Source organism: Mycobacterium sp. H4Y (assembly GCF_000364405.1).
Classification (GTDB): domain Bacteria; phylum Actinomycetota; class Actinomycetes; order Mycobacteriales; family Mycobacteriaceae; genus Mycobacterium; species Mycobacterium intracellulare.
Map to the genome: position 1 here is coordinate 1,337,794 of NZ_AKIG01000001.1, position 16,761 is coordinate 1,354,554.

Sequence of the window (16,761 nt, forward strand, 5' to 3'; positions counted from 1 at the left end):
TGGCTACCGGGCCGGGCGCAAAATCTGCAGAGCTTCTGGCACCGCCGCGATCTCGGCCGGCAACGCGCACGCGAAGTCGCCGTCGGCGTAGACGTTGATGCCGGGGCACTCGACGTGGATCGATCGGGCGCGCGCGGTGCTGACCTCGTCGAGGTCAACGTGCGTGCCCTTCATCACGGTGGGGAACAGGCGGACCAGCTTGGTGCGGGATGCCGAGTGCACCATGGTGATGTCGAGCAGGCCGTCGGTGTAATCGGCGGCGGGACAGATCCGCATGCCGCCGCCGTAGCTGCGGGTGTTGCCGAAGGCGGCCAGCGTGATGTCGGCGTCGATCTCCGTGGTGCCGTCGAGCACCAAGCGAAAGGGTAAGAGCCGCAACTGCGACAGCTCGGCGAGCATCGCGAGGTAGTAGCGCAGCCGACCGTGCGGCCAGCGCATCCGGTTGGCGCGATCGGTGACCAGCGAATCGAAGCCCGTGGCCGCCACGGTGCCGAACCACTTGCTCACCCCTTCGCTGTCCGTAATCCGGCCCAGGTCAATGGTTTCGGTCCAGCCGTCGACGACGAGGTCCGCGGCCGCCTCGGGGTCCTGGGTGGGGATGCCGAATGCGCGGGCATGGTCGTTGCCGGTTCCCGCGGGAACGATGCCGACGGGAATGTCGGTGCCCGCCAACACCTGCAGCGCGTTGGAGACGACGCCGTCGCCGCCGGTCACCATGACCGCGTCGGCGCCCTTGTCCAGCGCCGCGCCGACCAGGTGCCGCGCGTCGTCGGCGTCATCGCCGATGATCTCGACGACCTCCACCCCCCGCTTGTGCAGCCGGGCGATCGCGACCTGCGCGGCGCGCACGGCGGTGCCGTGCCCCGAGATCGGGTTGGTCAGCGCGATCACCTTGCCGACCTCGCGCCGGCGCAGCGGAGTCACGGAATCAGCTTGCCGGGATTGAGGATTCCGGCCGGATCCAGGGTCGCCTTGACCGCGCGCAACACCTGCACTCCCAACTCGCCGATCTCGTCGCGCATCCACGGCCGGTGATCGGCGCCGACCGCGTGGTGGTGGGTGATGGTCCCGCCGGTGGCCATGATCGCATCCGACGCCGCCCTTTTCGCGGTCTTCCATTGTTCGATCGGGTTGCCTCGCTGGCCCGCGACGACGGTGAAGTACAACGAGGCGCCGCATGCGTAGACGTGCGAAATGTGACACATCACCAGCGCCGGGGTGCCCGTCTCGGCGAGGGAGTCGGTGAGTGCCTGGGTGACAGCGGTTTTCAGGGCGGTGACGTTCGACCAGTCGGTCGCGGTCTCCAGCGTCTCGCACAGCGCACCGGCCGCGAGCAGCGAGTCGCGCAGGTAGGGCGCGCCGAACCGGCCGCGCTCCCACGCCCGCGCGGGCCCCTCGCCCAGCGAGGTTCCGCCGCGGGCCGCGAGCAGCGCGCTGGTTTCCGCGTGCCGGCTCTCGACGTGCTCCTCGGTGCCCTCGAACATGGTGATGGCCAGGCATCCGCCGGTGATCTGGGATTCGCCGATCGCCTCGGTGGTGGCCAGGTTGACGCCCGTCTCGGCCTCGTCGGAAAGCCGAACGACGGTGGGGCCGGTGGCATTTTGGGTGACGGCCCGCAGGGCGGCGGCGCCGGTCTCGAAATCGGGGAACGACCAGGCCTCGTAGCGCACGGCCGCCGGGGCACGGTGGACGCGCAGCCGCACCCGGGTGATGACGCCCAGGGTTCCTTCCGAGCCGATCAGCAGCTGACGCAGATCGGGGCCCGCGGCCGATTCCGGTGCGCGGCCCAGGTCCAGGGTGCCCACCGGGGTGATCACCCGCAGTCCGCGCACCATGTCGTTGAACCGGCCGTAGCCCGCCGAGTCCTGCCCGGACGAGCGGGTCGCGGCGAAGCCGCCGATGGTGGCGTACTCGAAGCTCTGCGGGAAATGGCCGAGCGAAAAGCCGTGTGCGCCAAGGAGTTTTTCGGCGTCGGGCCCGGTGACGCCCGCCTCCAAGACGGCCTGGCCGGACACCTCGTCGAGCGAGATCAGCCGATCGAGGCGACGGAGGTCGAGCGAGACGACGGCGCCGAACTGGGCGCGATGCGGGTCCAGCCCGCCGACCACGCTGGTGCCCCCGCCGAAGGGCACGACGGCGATGCGGTGCTCGCTGCAGTGGCGCAGGATCGCGGCGACGGCGTCCTCGTCGGCGGGCAGCAACACGGCGTCGGGCGCGTCCTGCGGCCCGCGTTGTTTGCGGTTGAGCAGGTCGACGGTGGACTTGCCGCCCGCGTGCAGCAACCGGTCGGAGTCCGCCGTGCGGCAGTAGTCGGCGCCGACGATGGCGGCCAGCGCCTCCCGGTCGATCGGCGACAACGTCGACGGCCGCAGCTCCACCTGGTCGGGTTGCAGTTCGGCCGCGGGGGACCCCTCGACCCCCACAGCCTGCTGCAGCAACGACCGGATCCCTTCCGAGAGGGGCTTGGCCGCGGCGGGATCTCCCCACGCGTTCCATTTCATGGGCGGCAGGAGCCCCTCGGGATGCGTCATGCGTTACAGTATTACATATGTTGTCAATCCGTAACGAGCTGGATGTCGGGGAGCGGATCCTCGCGGCGGCCGCCAGTTGTGTGGTCGACTTCGGCGTGGACCGGGTGACCCTCGCCGAGATTGCCCGACGCGCGGGAGTCAGCAGGCCGACGGTCTACCGGCGCTGGCCGGACACCCACTCGGTCGTCGCGGCGCTCTTGACCCGGCACGTCACCGAGGTGATGAGCGAAGCGCCGCTGCTCGGCGGCGACCGGGAATCGCTTGTGCGACAGATCGTTACGGTGGCCGACCTGCTGCGGCAGGACCCGCTGGTGATGTCGGTCCTGCACTCGGAGCTCGCGACCACCTACATCACCGAGCGCCTCGGGACCAGCCAGCGCATGTTGATCGACGCCCTGGCCGCCCGCCTGCGAGTCGCCCAGCGCCACGGCAGCGTCCGCAGCGGCGACCCGGTCCAGATGGCCACCATGGTGTTGCTGATCGCGCAGTCGACCATCCAGTCGGCGCGCATCGTCGCACCGATGCTCGACGCCGACGCGCTGGCCGCCGAGCTGGCCCACTCGCTGAACGGATACCTGTCGTGATTCCTGACCCCACCGCCTTGAACGCCGCGCGGCGCGCCGTCGACCTGACCGCGCTCGCCGAGGGCGAGCCGCTGGACGTCGTGGTGATCGGCGGCGGCATCACCGGCGCGGGGATCGCGCTGGACGCCGCGGCGCGCGGGCTGCGCGTCGCGCTGGTCGAAAAGCACGACCTGGCGTTCGGCACCAGCCGCTGGAGTTCCAAACTCGTCCACGGCGGCCTGCGCTACCTGGCGACCGGCAACGTGGGCATCGCCCGCCGCAGCGCCATCGAGCGCGGAATCCTGATGACCCGCAATGCGCCCCACCTCGTTCGGGCGATGCCGCAGCTGGTGCCGCTGTTGCCGTCAATGAGCCCGGGCACGCGGGCGCTGGTGCGGGGTGGGTTCCTGGCCGGTGACCTTTTGCGGGCGCTGGCGGGCACGCCGGCCTCGACTTTGCCTCGGTCGCACCGGATTTCGGCGCGCCGCGTCGTGGAAATGGCTCCCACCGTGCGGCGCGACGGCCTCGACGGTGGGTTGTTGGCCTACGACGGGCAATTGATCGACGACGCCCGGCTGGTCACCGCCGTCGCGCGCACCGCGGCGCAGCACGGCGCCCGGATCCTCACCCATGTGTCGGCGTCACAGGCCACCGGCACCTCGGTGCGGTTGACCGACGCGCGCACGGGCGAGGCCTTCGACGTCTCGGCTCGCGCCGTCGTCAACGCGGCCGGGGTGTGGGCGGGCGAGATCGACGGCTCGTTGAGGTTGCGGCCCAGCCGCGGGACGCACCTGGTGTTCGACGCCGCCGCGTTCGGCAATCCGACTGCGGCGCTGACGATTCCGATTCCGGGCGAACTCAACCGCTTCGTGTTCGCGATGCCCGAACAGCTGGGCCGGGTCTACCTGGGGCTGACCGACGAGGCGGCGCCCGGCCCGATCCCGGATGTGCCCGAGCCGTCGGTCGACGAGATCACGTTCCTGCTCGACACGGTGAACACCGCGTTGCGGACGGGCCTCACCGCCACCGACGTGATCGGTGCCTACGCCGGGCTGCGGCCGCTGATCGACACCGGCGAGGGCCGCACCGCCGACGTCTCGCGCGAGCACGCCGTCGTCGAGTCGGCGTCCGGGGTGATCAGCGTGATCGGCGGCAAGCTGACCGAATACCGTTACATGGCACAGGATGTGCTGGATCGCGCCGTCCGGGTGCGGCGACTGCGCGCCGCGAAATGCCAGACCCGCAACCTGCCGCTGATCGGGGCGCCGGCCAACCCGGGGATCACCGCGGCGCCGGATGTCGGGCTACCCGAGTCGCTGGTGTCGCGCTACGGCGCCGAGGCCGCCAAGGTCGTCGCCAGCGCCGCCTGCGAGCGGCCGAGCGAGCCGGCCGTCGAGGGAATCGACGTCACCCGAGCCGAATTCGAGTACGCGATCACCCACGAGGGCGCGCTGGACGTCTCCGACCTCCTCGACCGGCGGACGAGGATCGGCCTGGTGTCGCGCGATCGGGAGCGGGCCGTCGCGGTGGCCGAGGAGTTTCTGGCGCGGTTCGGTTAGGGGGCCCGCCCGATGTCCTCGTGCCACAGCTCGGGGTGCTCGGCGATGAAGGCGGACATCATTTGTGTGCAGCGCGGGTCATCGACCACGGTGACCGTCACGCCGTGCTGCGCCAGCCATTCGTGCCCGCCGGTGAACGTGCGGGATTCGCCCACCACCAGCGCGCCGATGTTGAACTGGCGCACCAGGCCGCTGCAATACCAGCACGGCGACAGCGTCGTCACCATCACCGTGGAGCGGTAGTCGCGCTGTCTGCCGGCGGCGCGAAACGCGTCGACCTCGGCGTGCAACGACGGATCACCTTGTTGCACACGGCGATTGCGGCCGCGCCCGAGCAGGACGCCGTCGGCGGTGAACAGGGCGGCGCCGATGGGGATGCCGCCCTCGGCCAGCCCGGACCGCGCTTCCTCGAACGCGACGTCCAGCATTGCCGGTGCTGAGAGGCTCACGCGTTCATCCTCCACTACGCTGCAGCGCAGGGATAGGCGATCTCGATACATGGGATCCGTCGCATCGGAAGGGGGCGAGATGGCGTCGCGGGTTCCCGTGCTCATCGTCGGTGCCGGCGCGGCCGGGCTCGCCACCTCCGCGCTGCTGGCCAAGTATGGGGTCCGGTCGATGCTGATCGAGAAGCGTCGCGAAGTCTTCATCTATCCGAAAGCCCGCAACCTGAGCTTTCGCAGCCTGGAGATTCTGCGCGGTCTGGGGTTGAGCGATCAGGTGCACGCGGTCGCCGATGGGGTTTCCGGCATGGTGGTCAAGCCGACGCTGAACAGCGTGGACCAAGCGCCCGCCATGGACATCGACGCCATCTTCGCGCCGTTCGTGGGACTCAGCCCGGAACCTCCCGCGCAGTATTGTCCGCAGAGCAAGCTGGAGCCGATGCTGCTGGCCGACACCCGCCGGCGAGGAAGCGAGGTCCGCTACGGAACGGAGCTGGTGTCGCTGGAACAGGACGACGCCGGCGTGACGGTGGTTGTGCGCGAGCGCGATTCGCGAAGTACCGAGACGGTGCGGGCCCAGTACGTCGTCGCCGCCGACGGTGTGCACAGCCCGATCCGCGAGGCGCTCGGCGTGACCACGTCGGGATACGGCGCGCTACCGATCTTCATCGTTTTCGTCTACTTCAAGGCGCCGTGGCGACGGTTCGTTCCGGATCTGCTCGACGGGGACGGCGTGCAGGTCAAGAACCCCGACGTGGACGGGATCTTTCTGGTGGCGCAGGGCGACCTCGGCATGTTCATCACCACATACCTGCCGGGCGAGGGGGAAACGGCCGAGCAATTCACCGCTGAGCGCTGCGTCGAGCTGCTCACCAAGGCGATCGGCGAGCCGATCGACATCGACGTCATCGAAATTGCACCGTGGCAACCGTACGAGCGGGTTGCCGACCAATTCGCTTGTGGGCGAGTATTTTTCGTCGGCGACGCCGCCCACACCATGCCGCCCTTCAAGGCCGGGGGCGCCAACACCGCGATCCAGAGCGCGGACAACCTGGCCTGGAAGCTCGCAGCCGTGGTGAACGGCGTGGCCGATCCCGCCCTGCTGAGCACGTATCACGCCGAGCGGCACCCGGTCGGGCGGTTCAACGCGCGCCAGTCCTTGACCGGCCCGACGCTGGCGCTGATCAGGCTGGACGACGACCGACCCCAATTGCCGCCGGAGGAAGAGGCGCCGATGTTCGCCTTGCTCGCGGGCTACCAGTACCACTCGGCCGCAGTCATTTCCGGCGCGCCGGCCCCGGCGGATCCGGGCGCAGTCTCACTGGTGGACGAGCTGCGAGGGCAACCGGGCACCCGGGTCCCGCACGTGTGGGTGCGCGACGGGGTTTCGACGCTCGATCTGCTGGGCCCCGGGTTCACCGTGCTGGCAACAGACGGGCGATGGTGCGCGGCAGCGGCTTCGGTGTCGCTGGCCGCGCATCGCATCGACAGCCACGAGTGGGCGACGATCACCGGGCTCGCGCCGGACGGGGCGCTGTTGGTCCGCCCGGACGGATTCGTCGGCTGGCGTGCGGAGACGCTGCCGACCGATCCCGAAAGCGAACTGCGCCGGGCGCTCTCGACGATCCTGGGCCGGCCGCGGGCGTAACGTGGCGGCGACTTCTGTCGCGATTTTTCGCCGTGGCGTTACGTCCGCGGTAAGTAGGTGACTTACAGCGGGATGTTCTTGTGGCGGCCGCGGCGCGCGGGCGCCTGCGCCAGCGCCTCGGTGAGCTTGCTGCGGGTGTGCGACGGGTCGATCTTCTCGTCGACCACGCCGATCTCGATGGCGCTGTCCACGCCGCCCGCGATCCGCTCGTGCTCGGCGGCCAGCTCGTCGTGCAGCGCCTCGCGCTCGTGCTCGGGCGCGGCGGCCAGCTTCTTCTTGTGCAGAATGCCCACGGCGGCCTTGGCGCCCATCACCGCGACCTCGGCGTCCGGCCAGGCGTACACCTTGGTCGCGTTGAGCGAGCGGGAGTTCATCGCAATGTAGGCCCCGCCGTAGGTCTTTCGGGTGACCAGCGTGACGCGCGGAACCGTGCACTCGCCGAACGCGTGCAGCAGCTTGGCGCCGCGGCGCACCACGCCGCCCCACTCCTGGTCGACACCGGGCAGATAACCCGGCACGTCGACGACCACCACCAGCGGAATGCCGAACGCGTCGCACAGACGCACGAAACGCGCTGCCTTCTCGGCGCTTTCGGAGTTCAGGCAGCCGCCGAGGCGCAGTGGGTTGTTGGCCAGCACGCCGACCGTGCGGCCCGACAGCCGGCCCAGCCCGATCACCATCGACGGCGCCCAGTTGGCCTGGAACTCGTCGAACGGCGTCTCGTCGTCGAGGATCGCGGTCACGATCGGGCGCACGTCGTAGGCCCGCCGCGCCGACTCGGGCAGCAGCGCGTGGATGTCGGTGTCGCCGGCCTCGGCCTTGGTGCGGTCGAAATGGCCCTGCTGGCAGAACAATCCGACCAGCCGGCGGCCGCGCTCGTAGGCGTCGAGCTCGTCGTCGGCGACGATGTGGCACACCCCGGACTTCTTGTGGTGGGTCTCGGGGCCACCGAGCGAGGCCATGTCGACGTCCTCGCCGGTGACGCTGCGCACCACGTCCGGGCCCGTGACGAACACCCGGCTCTCCGGCGCCATCACGACGACGTCGGTCAGCGCCGGCCCGTAGGCGGCGCCGCCGGCCGCGAAGCCGACGACCACCGAGATCTGCGGGACATAGCCCGAGGCGCGGATCATCGCCTCGAACACCAGGCCCACCGCGTGCAGCGCCTTCACACCCTCGGCCAGCCGGGCGCCACCGGAGTGCCAGATGCCCACGATCGGGCTCTGCTCCTCGATGGCGGTGTCGTAGGCGTCGACGATGTGCGTGCAGCCCTCGATGCCCATGGCGCCGCCCATCACGGTGCCGTCGGTGCAGAACGCGATGGTGCGCACACCGTTCACGGTCCCGGCGGCCGCAAGCACGCCGGAGCGGTCACGCTCGTGCAGGAGTTCGACGCTGTCGTCGTCGAAGAAATTGCTCAAGCGCAACAGCGGGTCGCGGGGGTCGAGCGACTCGCCGACCGCCTCGGGGGCCGTGATAGTCATCGCAGTCTCCTGATATTCCGGTGTTGCTCGGTTTAGTACCGCCCGAAGGCGATGGCCACGTTGTGTCCGCCGAATCCGAACGAGTTGTTGATCGCGTACTCGTAGTTGCCGGGTCGGGGTTTGCCGGCCACCACGTCCAGGTCGATCTCGGGGTCGAGGTTTTCCAGGTTCAGTGTCGGGGGGACGACCTGGTCGCGCAGCGCGAGCACGGTCAGGATCGATTCGACGGCGCCGACGGCGCCCACGGAGTGGCCCAGGGCGGCCTTGGGGGCGTAGACGGCGGCGTTGCCGCCGTGGGGGCCCAGGGCGTTGTTGATGGCCCTGCCCTCGGCGACGTCGCCGACCGAGGTGCCGGTGGCGTGGGCGTTGACGTGGTGGATGTCGCTGGGGGAGAGCCCGGCGAGCTGGATGGCGCGGGTCATGGCGTGCCCGGCGCGTTCGCCGTTGGGGTCGGGGGCCACCATGTGGTAGCCGTCGGAGGTGATGCTGGCGCCCATGATGCGGGCCAAGATGTTGGCCCCGCGGGCCTTGGCGTGCTCCTCGGTCTCGATCACCATCAGGGCGCCGGCCTCGCCGAACACGAAGCCGGTCCGGTCGCGGTCGAACGGGCGGCACGCGCCGACGGGGTCGTCGTTCTTGGTCGACATCACGATCCGCATCTGGGCGAACGCCGCAATCGGCACCGCTTCGATCTTCGTTTCGACCCCACCGCAGATCGCGATGTCGGCTTCGCCGAAGACGATGTTGCGCCACGCCTGGGCGATGCCCTCGGAACCCGACGCGCACGCCGATATGGGCGTGAGGACCCCGGCCTTGGCGTGCCGTTCCAGACCCACCGCCGCCGACGCGCCGTTGGGCATGTACTTCTGCACACCGAGGGGAGAGACCGCCTTCATGCCACGAGCGCGCATGTCGTCGTAGCTGAAGACCATCTCTTCCGACGAGCCCAAACCGGTACCGATCGACACCAGCAAGCGGTCGCTGTCGACCTCGGGCGAGCCGGCGTTCTCCCAGACCCGCCGGCCCAAGATCGTCGACATCCGTTGCAGGTAGCCCGACCGGCGCAGCTCGACGCGGGTCAGCTGGCTGTCGAATTCCTCTAACAGATGACCGCCGATGCGCACCGGCAGGTCAAACTCCTCGACGAACGGGTCCTCGAGTTTGCGGATACCACTTTGGCTGTCGAGCAACAGCTTCCAGGTGGTCTCGGCGTCAGTCGCCAGTGCGGTCGTCATGGCAACGCCAGTGACGACCACGTTCGGAAGGGTCTTCCCGGTAACCAGCTCTGTCATGGGTCTTGCGAACGTTCCTTTCCTGCTAAGTGGTGACCGCGAACCCGGCGGGGCCGGGACGCGGATCGCCACCTTCCGTGGTGTCCGGCTCCTCCTCGGGCCGTTCGCGGCCCGCGTCGTCGCCGGACGCCAGCTCTAGTAACGCCCGAAGGCGAGTGCCACGTTGTGGCCACCGAAGCCGAACGAGTTGTTGATCGCGTAACGGAAATCGCCGTAGCGAGGTTCGCCCGCAACAACATCCAGGTCGATCTCGGGGTCGGGGGTTTCGTAATTGAGGGTGGGTGGAATGACGCCGTCGCGCAGGCTCAGCACCGTGAGCACCGACTCCAGCGCCCCGACCGCACCGATCGAGTGGCCCAGCGCCGACTTCGGCGCGTAGACCGCCGCCTGCTGGCAACCGGCGACTCGGATGGCGTTGGCCTCCGCGGTGTCACCGATCGGCGTGGCGGTCCCGTGCGCGTTGACGTGGTCAACGTCCTTGGGGGACAACCCCGCCAGCTCGAGCGACCGCGTCATCGCCCGACCCGCACGCACACCGTCGGCCGCCGGGGCCACCATGTGGAACGCGTCCGAGGTGATGCCGGCACCCATCAACCGGGCCAGCGGCTTGGCGCCGCGGGCCTTGGCGTGCTCCTCGGTCTCGATGAGCATCAGCGCACCGGCCTCGCCGAACACGAAGCCGTCGCGGTCCTTGTCGAACGGCCGCGATGCGCGCTCGGGCTCATCGTTGCGAGTCGACATGGCCCGCATCATCGAAAACGCCGCGATCGGCAGCGCCTCGATGGGGCCCTCGACGCCACCGCACACCGCGACGTCCGCGTCACCCATGACGATCTGACGCCAGGCGTGGGCGATCGCTTCGGAGCCCGACGAACACGCCGACACCGGGGTGATCACCCCGGCGCGGGCGCCGAGCTGCAGGCCCACGACGGCGGCGGCGCCGTTGGGCATGATCATCTGGACGGCCAGCGGCGACACCTTGCGGGGGCCGCCCTCGTTCATCAGGTCGTAGCTCTCCACGATCCTTTCGGCGCCACCGAGGCCGGTGCCGACCACGACCGAGAACCGGTCGGGATCGAGCTCCGGGTTGCCGGCGCTCTCCCACAGCTGGGTGCTGAGCAGCTTGGCCAGCCGTTGGACGTACGACATACGTCGCATGTCGAGCCTGCTCATCTGCTCGTCGATGGGCTCCTTGAGGTGTCCACCGATCCGGACGGGAAGGTCCCACTTGGTGATGTAGTCGTCTTCGAGGACGTGGATGCCGCTTTCGCCGGCCAACAAACCCTTCCACGTGCTCTCGACGTCCGGCGCGATCGACGTCGTCGCCGTGACGGCGGTTACCACAACGCTGGGGTAACCGCCGTTAGCAGTGGAAGGCTTACTCACTTGGTGTCCGCTTCCAGCCTTGCCTTGACGTTGGCGACCGCGTCGGGGTTCTCGGTCTCCAGCTTGGCGCGCAGCGCCTCGGCAGCCTCGGGGTTCTCTTCCTCGAGCTTCTGGATGTAGGAGACGACGTCACCGACGGTACGCAGACCGGCGAGGTCCTCGTCCGGGATCTTGACGCCGTACTTGTCCTCGGTCTGCACGGCGATCTCGACCATCGACAGCGAGTCGATGTCCAGGTCGTCGACGAAGGACTTCTCCGGGGTGACCTCGGAGGGCTCGATACCGGTGACCTCTTCGATGATCTCGGCGATACCGGCGATGATTTCTTCCTGGCTGACAGCCACAGCGTGCTTCCCTTCGTAATGTGTTGTGAGATAGTCGAACTGACGTGCTATGTGGTTGTACTGGATGCGGCCGACTTAGAGCTCGGCCAAAGCGTCCAGGTCTGCGGGCGACTTGACGGCGCGAGCCGTAACTCCCCGAAGTTCTCGTTTGGCGATACCGGTGAGCGTGCCCGCGGGCGGGAACTCCACGGCCGCACCGACTTCCAGCTCGCGCAGCGTCGCGGTGCACAGGTCCCAGCGCACCGGCCGGGTCAGCTGGGCGACCAACGCCTCCATCGCCGCGGCGGCCGAGGCGACGGGCTTGCCGTCGCGGTTCGACAGCAGCGTCGCGGTGGGCTCGGACGTCTGGACGGCGGCGGCCGCGGCGGCATAACCGTCGAGCGCCGACGCCATGTACTTGGTGTGGAACGCACCGGCCACCCCCAGCGCGCGCACGCGGGCCTTGGCCGGCGGGTCTTCGGCGAGCTTCTCCAACGCGTCCAGCGAGCCGGCGGCGACGATCTGCCCGGCGGCGTTGCGGTTGGCGGGGAACAGGTCGAGCTGCTCGAGGCGGGCGAGGACCTCGGCCTCGTCACCGCCGAGCACCGCGGACATGCCGGTGGGCTCGACGGCACACGCCTTGGCCATCTCGGCGCCCCGGGTGGCGGCCAGGGCGACGGCGTCGTCCGCGGCCATCACGCCGGCGATCGCGTAGGCGGCGATCTCACCGACGGAGTGACCGGCCACGACCAGGTCTTCACCGGCGAGCAGGCCGCGCTTGGTCAGTTCCTGGTGTGCGAGCAGCGTGGCCGCGACGACCAGTGGCTGGGTGACCGCGGTGTCGGTGATCTCGTCGGTCGATGCGGTGGTGCCCAGGCGCACGAGGTCGAGGCCGCTGGCCTTGGACCACAGCGCCAACTGGTCGGCGGCGCCGGCGAGCTCCAGCCACGGCGAGAGCATCCCTTCGGTCTGCGAACCCTGTCCGGGCGCAAGCAATGCAATCACGTGTTTAAGAGAACACTGTGGAAACGGTTTTGGCGGGTGTAACAGATTATGAACCTCGTCTTAGGTTTTTGTGTACACCCTACAAAACGGCTCCGTAAGCTACGGGTTTGATATCGTCCCGCGACCTGTCGCCTGGGTCACTATCACCCGATCTGGCCCACCGCAGCCCCTTTGACCGGCAGCGGAACGACGGGCATGGCGTTGTTGGCGGCGCTGGCGGGATGCGTCGGATAGTTGAGCTGGCCCACCGTCGCCGCCACTCGCAGGACATATGCGTCACGCGGCTGCATGGGATCGCGCCCGGTGAAGTCGGTGATCCGCTTGAGTCGGTAGCGCACCGTGTTTGGATGAACGAACAACTTTCTGGCACAGGCTTCAATCGCGCCGCCACAATCTAAGTAAGCGTCAAGAGTTTCGATGAGCGTCGGGCCGGCGTCGGCCAGCGGCCCCATCACGTCGGTGTGCAGCGCCACGATCGCCGACGCGTCGCCCATCAGGGCCCGTTCCGGCAGGAGCTCGCGCGCCAGCACGGGACGCGGCGCCCCGCGCCAGCCACCGACGGCGTTCATCCCGGATATCGCCTCGCTGGCGCTGTGGTAGGCCGCGGTCAGCATGGGCGCCGTCGGCCCGACGACCACGGGGCCGTCGGCGAACGCGGCCAGCAGCTCCCCGAGGAACTTGTCGGTCGGCGACAATTGCCCGGACACGATGGCGACCAGCCAGGTGCCGTGCACGTCGGTGAGGGCCGCGCGGCCGTGTTGCGCGGCGATGTCGCGGACGTGCTGGCTCGCGCGCTCACTGTCGCCGGGGCCGGTCGACCCGTCGCGCCCGGGCGCCGGGGTTCCGACCACCACCGTCGCGGGCTCGGTGGTGTCCCAGTTCAGGGCGGCCGCGCGGGACAGCAGTTCCGGGCCGGTGTCGCCGCGGACCACCGCGTCGACCACGCTGGCCTCCATCCGGCTGTCCCAGGTGCCGCGCGCCTCGGCCGCGTCGGCGTACGCCCCCGCCGCGGTGAACGCCAGGTCGCGGGTGTACTTCAGGATGCCCACGGTCAGCGCGGTCAGCTGCTCCTCGGAGCGGGCCAGCAGCGGGACGACCTCCTCGAAGATGTCCATGGTGACGCGGACCATGTCGACGCTGTGGCGCAACGCGATCCGGCGCTGCAGCTCCTGGGGCACCAGCTCGAAGGCCTGCGCGGTGTAGCTGACGTTGCTGTGTGGGTCTTGCATCCATTCGACGAAGTTCACGACCGCCGTCTGCACCACCAGCGCGACGCTGGCCCGCTGGGACGCCTCCAGCTCGGCGAAGAACGGCAACCGGTCCTGCATGGCGTTGACCGCCTCGGTGGCCAGCCGCCCGGAGTACTGCTTGAGCCGGCGCAGCACGGAGTCGGGCACCGAATCCAGCGTTTCCAGCGGCGACCGGGGGTGCTTGGCGAACGGGCCGGCGAAGGGATTGTCACTCACCCCTAAAACGTACGCGACTTTTCTGGAAGTTTCCGCCAAAGAGGCGCGTGGCGCCGTGCTCGAACGTGCGGCTGGCCGCACGTTCGGCGAGTGGCGGCCGGTGGACGGCTGGAGCGCCCGGCTGGCCGGGCGCTCCACGCCCAGCGCCCGGCTGCCCGGGCGCTCGGCGAGCCGGGGAGTAACGCGCCAGCCGTTATGCCGCCCTTAGGCCACGCCGGGGTCCGACGTCTGCTCCGGCGCGGCCTGCACGTCGTCGATCCGGTACTGGCGGGCGGCGGCCACCGGCACCGAGGGGTCGATCTCGCCGTCGCGGGCCAGCGCCTCGAGCACGGCCACCACCTGCGACTCGGCGTCGGTGTTGAAGTACCGCCGCGCCGCGGGCCGGGTGTCGGAGAAGCCGAACCCGTCGGTCCCCAGGGTGACGTAGGTGCCGGGCACCCACGGCCGGATCTGCTCGGGAACGGCGCGCATCCAGTCCGAGACGGCGACCACCGGGCCGACGGCGTCCGACAGCGCCTGGGTGACGTACGGGACGCCCGCCTGCCGGTCCGGGTAGCGCAGCCTCGCCCTGTCCACCGCGACGCCGTCGCGGTTCAATTCGCCCCAGCTGGTCACCGACCACACGTCGGCGGCGACGTCCCATTCGGCGGCCAGCATCTTCGCGGCGTCCAGCGCCGCCGGCATCGCCACCCCCGACGCCAGGATCTGTGCCTTGTTCGCGCGCTGTTCGGTGGCGACGTGGTAGCGGTACAGGCCCCGCAACACGCCCTCGGGATCGAAGTTGTCCGGCTCGGGCGGCTGCACGTACGGCTCGTTGTAGACGGTGATGTAGAAGAACACGTTCTCGGGGTCCTGCCCGAACATCCGGGCCAGCCCGCTTTCCACGATGTAGGCGATCTCGTAGGCGAACGCCGGGTCGTAGGCGACCACCGCCGGGTTGGTGCTCGCCAGCAGCAGCGAATGCCCGTCGGCGTGCTGCAGGCCCTCGCCGGTGAGCGTGGTGCGTCCCGCGGTGGCCCCCAGCAAGAAGCCGCGCGTCATCTGGTCGGCGGCCGCCCACAGGCCGTCGCCGGTGCGCTGGAACCCGAACATCGAATAGAAGATGTAGATCGGGATCATCGGCTCGTTGTGCGTCGCATACGAGGTGCCGGCCGCGATGAACGACCCCACCGACCCGGCCTCGTTGATGCCCTCGTGCAGGATGTGGCCGACTTCGCTTTCCTTGTAGGCCAACATCAGATCGGCGTCCACGGCGGTGTACAGCTGGCCGTTGCGGTTGTAGATCTTCAGCGACGGGAACCACGAGTCCATGCCGAACGTGCGCGCCTCGTCGGGAATGATCGGCACGATGCGCGGGCCAACCTCCTTGTCCCGCAACACTTCCTTGAAGGTGCGCACCGTCGCCATGGTGGTGGCGACCTCCTGGGTGCCCGAGCCCTTCTTCAGCGCGGCGTAGATGTCGCGGCTGGGCAGCCGCAACGCCTTGGCCTTCGTCCGACGCTCGGGAAGGTAGCCCCCGAGGGTGCGCCGGCGGTCGATCATGTAACGGATCTCCGGGGCGTCGGAGCCGGGGTGGAAGTAGGGCGGCAGGTACGGATCCTCTTCCAGCTGAGCGTCGTTGATCGGTATCCGCATGGCGTCGCGAAAGTCCTTGAGGTCTTGCAGCGCAAGCTTTTTCATCTGGTGCGTGGCGTTGCGGCCCTGGAAGTGCGCGCCCAGCGAGTAGCCCTTGATGGTCTTCGCCAGGATCACCGTGGGCTGCCCCTTGTGGTCGACGGCGGCCCGGTAGGCGGCGTAGACCTTGCGGTAGTCGTGGCCGCCGCGCTTGAGATTCCAGATCTCGGAATCGCTCATGTTCGCGACGAGTGCCTTGGTGCGCGGGTCGCGCCCGAAGAAGTGGTCGCGCACGTAGGCGCCGTCGTTGGCCTTGTAGGTCTGGTAGTCCCCGTCGGGCGTGGTGTTCATCAGGTTCACCAGCGCGCCGTCGCGGTCGGCGTGCAGCAGGGCGTCCCACTCGCGGCCCCAGACCACCTTGATGACGTTCCAGCCGGCGCCGCGGAAGAACGACTCGAGTTCCTGAATGATCTTGCCGTTGCCGCGCACCGGGCCGTCGAGGCGCTGCAGGTTGCAGTTGATCACGAACGTCAGGTTGTCCAGGCCCTCGAGCGCGCCGACGTGCAGCAGGCCGCGGCTTTCCGGCTCGTCCATCTCGCCGTCGCCCAGGAAGCACCACACGTGCTGGTCGGAGGTGTCCTTGATGCCGCGGTCGTGCAGGTAGTGGTTGAACCGGGCCTGATAGATCGCGTTCATCGGGCCCAGACCCATCGACACCGTGGGGAATTCCCAGAAGTCGGGCATCAGCCGCGGGTGGGGGTAGGACGGCAGGCCGCCGCCGGGATGGCTGTGCTCCTGGCGGAAGCCGTCGAGTTGGTCGGTCGTCAGCCGGCCCTCCAGGAACGCCCGCGCGTAGATGCCGGGGGAGGCGTGGCCCTGGATGAACACCTGGTCCCCGCCGCCGGGATGCGACTTGCCCCGGAAGAAGTGGTTGAAGCCGACCTCGTAGAGCGCCGCGGACGACGCGTAGGTCGAAATGTGGCCGCCCACACCAACTCCCGGGCGCTGGGCGCGGTGCACCATGATCGCGGCGTTCCAGCGGATCCACGCCCGGTAGCGCCGTTCGACGTCCTCGTCGCCGGGAAACCACGGCTCCAATTCGGTGGGAATGGTGTTGACGTAGTCGGTGGACGTCAGCGACGGAATGGCGACGCGCTGCTCGCCCGCCCGCTCCAGCAGCCGCAACATCAGATAGCGCGCCCGCGACGGGCCGGAGCGCGCCAGCAGTTCATCGAAGGACTCCAACCACTCCGAGGTCTCTTCGGGATCGATGTCGGGGAGGTAGGAAGCCACCCCCTCGCGGATCACCCGGACGCGGTCGGGTTCGGTTGCGCTGTTGGGACTTGTGGCCAGATCGTGGCGCACGAATTCGGTTGTCAACCCACTACTCCTGTAATTGGCGGGATGTGTGACGTGAGGGCGGGTCGCGCCCTCTCCACCATCGTGC

13 protein-coding genes are annotated in these 16,761 nt (G+C 69.2%); 3 read left to right on the forward strand and 10 right to left on the reverse strand.

Annotated elements, in window-relative coordinates; genetic code table 11:
- Positions 1-3 precede the first annotated feature (3 nt).
- Both W7U_RS05950 and W7U_RS05955 read right to left on the reverse strand, forming a co-directional pair.
- Positions 4-924, reverse strand: coding sequence for a diacylglycerol kinase (locus W7U_RS05950; protein WP_008255899.1), 921 nt, complete (start codon positions 922-924; stop codon positions 4-6).
- Positions 921-2,501: an FAD-binding oxidoreductase gene (locus tag W7U_RS05955; RefSeq protein WP_008255900.1), complete on the reverse strand. Its 1,581-nt coding sequence runs from the start codon at positions 2,499-2,501 to the stop codon at positions 921-923. Before W7U_RS05955 ends, W7U_RS05950 begins: the two co-directional genes overlap by 4 nt.
- 47 nt (positions 2,502-2,548) lie before the next feature.
- On the opposite strand from W7U_RS05955, the gene W7U_RS05960 reads away from it, so the two are divergent.
- Both W7U_RS05960 and W7U_RS05965 read left to right on the forward strand, forming a co-directional pair.
- On the forward strand, positions 2,549-3,115 hold the full coding sequence (locus tag W7U_RS05960; RefSeq protein WP_008255901.1) for a TetR/AcrR family transcriptional regulator: 567 nt from the start codon (positions 2,549-2,551) through the stop codon (positions 3,113-3,115).
- Positions 3,103-4,653: a glycerol-3-phosphate dehydrogenase/oxidase gene (locus tag W7U_RS05965; RefSeq protein WP_170320585.1), complete on the forward strand. Its 1,551-nt coding sequence runs from the start codon at positions 3,103-3,105 to the stop codon at positions 4,651-4,653. Before W7U_RS05960 ends, W7U_RS05965 begins: the two co-directional genes overlap by 13 nt.
- On the opposite strand, the gene W7U_RS05970 is transcribed toward W7U_RS05965, so the two are convergent.
- Positions 4,650-5,081, reverse strand: a complete 432-nt coding sequence (locus W7U_RS05970) for a nucleoside deaminase (RefSeq protein WP_008255903.1) — start codon at positions 5,079-5,081, stop codon at positions 4,650-4,652. The two genes, W7U_RS05965 and W7U_RS05970, sit on opposite strands and share 4 nt — an antisense overlap.
- A gap of 70 nt (positions 5,082-5,151) precedes the next feature.
- On the opposite strand from W7U_RS05970, the gene W7U_RS05975 reads away from it, so the two are divergent.
- Positions 5,152-6,744: an FAD-dependent monooxygenase gene (locus W7U_RS05975; protein WP_008255904.1), complete on the forward strand. Its 1,593-nt coding sequence runs from the start codon at positions 5,152-5,154 to the stop codon at positions 6,742-6,744.
- Positions 6,745-6,806: 62 nt separating this feature from the next.
- On the opposite strand, the gene W7U_RS05980 is transcribed toward W7U_RS05975, so the two are convergent.
- The 7 genes from W7U_RS05980 to aceE form a co-directional block, all read right to left on the reverse strand.
- Positions 6,807-8,228 (reverse strand): acyl-CoA carboxylase subunit beta, encoded by a 1,422-nt coding sequence (locus tag W7U_RS05980; RefSeq protein WP_008255905.1) that lies wholly within the window; start codon positions 8,226-8,228, stop codon positions 6,807-6,809.
- Positions 8,229-8,260: 32 nt separating this feature from the next.
- The gene (kasB, locus tag W7U_RS05985; protein ID WP_008255906.1) at positions 8,261-9,520 is read right to left on the reverse strand and encodes a 3-oxoacyl-ACP synthase KasB; all 1,260 of its coding nucleotides are present in this window, start codon (positions 9,518-9,520) and stop codon (positions 8,261-8,263) included.
- 135 nt (positions 9,521-9,655) lie between these two features.
- Positions 9,656-10,906 (reverse strand): 3-oxoacyl-ACP synthase KasA, encoded by a 1,251-nt coding sequence (kasA, locus tag W7U_RS05995; protein WP_008255907.1) that lies wholly within the window; start codon positions 10,904-10,906, stop codon positions 9,656-9,658.
- Entirely contained in the window at positions 10,903-11,250 is a 348-nt protein-coding gene (acpM, locus tag W7U_RS06000) for a meromycolate extension acyl carrier protein AcpM (RefSeq protein WP_008255908.1), read from the reverse strand. Before acpM ends, kasA begins: the two co-directional genes overlap by 4 nt.
- Before the next feature lie 75 nt (positions 11,251-11,325).
- Positions 11,326-12,234 (reverse strand): ACP S-malonyltransferase, encoded by a 909-nt coding sequence (locus W7U_RS06005; protein WP_008255909.1) that lies wholly within the window; start codon positions 12,232-12,234, stop codon positions 11,326-11,328.
- Between the two features lie 143 nt (positions 12,235-12,377).
- A complete protein-coding gene (locus W7U_RS06010) occupies positions 12,378-13,700 on the reverse strand; it encodes a PucR family transcriptional regulator (RefSeq protein WP_008255910.1) in 1,323 nt (440 codons plus the stop codon).
- Positions 13,701-13,904: 204 nt separating this feature from the next.
- Positions 13,905-16,694, reverse strand: a complete 2,790-nt coding sequence (gene aceE / locus W7U_RS06015) for a pyruvate dehydrogenase (acetyl-transferring), homodimeric type (RefSeq protein ID WP_008255911.1) — start codon at positions 16,692-16,694, stop codon at positions 13,905-13,907.
- Positions 16,695-16,761 lie beyond the last annotated feature (67 nt).

Bases quoted from the DNA above. Each gene is read 5' to 3' on its own strand.
- W7U_RS05970 (WP_008255903.1), bottom strand. From the start codon at position 5,081: ATGCTGGACGTCGCGTTCGAGGAAGCGCGGTCCGGGCTGGCCGAGGGC.
- W7U_RS05955 (WP_008255900.1), bottom strand. From the start codon at position 2,501: ATGAAATGGAACGCGTGGGGAGATCCCGCCGCGGCCAAGCCCCTCTCG.
- W7U_RS05975 (WP_008255904.1), top strand. From the start codon at position 5,152: ATGGGATCCGTCGCATCGGAAGGGGGCGAGATGGCGTCGCGGGTTCCC.
- W7U_RS05980 (WP_008255905.1), bottom strand. From the start codon at position 8,228: ATGACTATCACGGCCCCCGAGGCGGTCGGCGAGTCGCTCGACCCCCGC.
- kasB (WP_008255906.1), bottom strand. From the start codon at position 9,520: ATGACAGAGCTGGTTACCGGGAAGACCCTTCCGAACGTGGTCGTCACT.
- W7U_RS05960 (WP_008255901.1), top strand. From the start codon at position 2,549: ATGTTGTCAATCCGTAACGAGCTGGATGTCGGGGAGCGGATCCTCGCG.